This window comes from Thermaurantimonas aggregans, assembly GCF_003851885.1.
GTDB classification, from domain to species: Bacteria; Bacteroidota; Bacteroidia; order Flavobacteriales; family Schleiferiaceae; genus Thermaurantimonas; species Thermaurantimonas aggregans.
This window is the reverse complement of record NZ_BHZE01000053.1, coordinates 1-819: the sequence shown is the minus strand read 5'-3', so window position 1 is coordinate 819 and position 819 is coordinate 1. Positions and strand designations below refer to the sequence as shown.

Below are 819 nucleotides of genomic sequence, written 5' to 3'. Positions count from 1 at the left end.
GTATGCTGAACTGGGCTAAAGGTCTTGGATACACCGTCACTGTCTGGGTGGTGGAGTCCTTACAACCGGTGCCGGCTGTTACGACGAGTTTGATCTGAACTGTGCTGTCTTGTGTGTGGCTGTTGTTGTTCAACGTAAACAGTGGATTCTCTGCTGTGGTGCTCTGCAGCTGTCCGTTCAAATACCACTGATAGCTCACCCCGGGCGATGAGGTATTGGCTACCTGTGTTTGAAGGGGTGAACATCCCGATGTGGGCACTGTAAAAGAGGCTACCGGATTGAGGATGGTGTACATCAATTGGGTTATCGAATCGGCCTTGCAGCCATACAGCGAGCTGACCACCAGCCGCACATACACCGTGTCTCCGTCGTTTACAATGGTGTGGTTCAAAGCATGCTGCCCTGTCTGAGTGGTGATCAGGTTGAAGTTCTTGTCGAAGATCTTCCAGGTATACACGGCATTGGCCATCGGATAATGTACGGCTTTGACCACCGAGGTGTCGATCTTAAAGGGTGCACAGTCAAATCCGTTTACAAGCTGTGCTTCTGCCTTGGCATTGGGCCGAACCAAAATGCCTTTTTGCACCGAATCTACACACCCAAAGGCATTGGTCACCTTCAGCCATACGGTGTAGAGGCTGTCCTGTGTGCCGCTGTTGGTAAAGACGACCGGAGCCGGCAAGGAGTCTGTAGAGGTCTGCCCGTTGCCGAAGTTCCACTGATGAATCAGTTGTGGTACTCCGCTTTGGTTAGAGGTTGAGGTGCTTGTGAAGGTAACCGCTGTGCCGTCGCACACCGTATCGGCCGATGTGGTAAAGT

The 819-nt window shown here is 52.3% G+C and carries 1 protein-coding gene; it reads right to left on the bottom strand.

Annotated features, from left to right (window positions below; translation table 11 throughout):
* Nucleotides 1-819: PKD domain-containing protein (locus EIP89_RS11535; RefSeq protein WP_160160600.1), on the bottom strand; the 819-nt coding region annotated here is incomplete at both ends.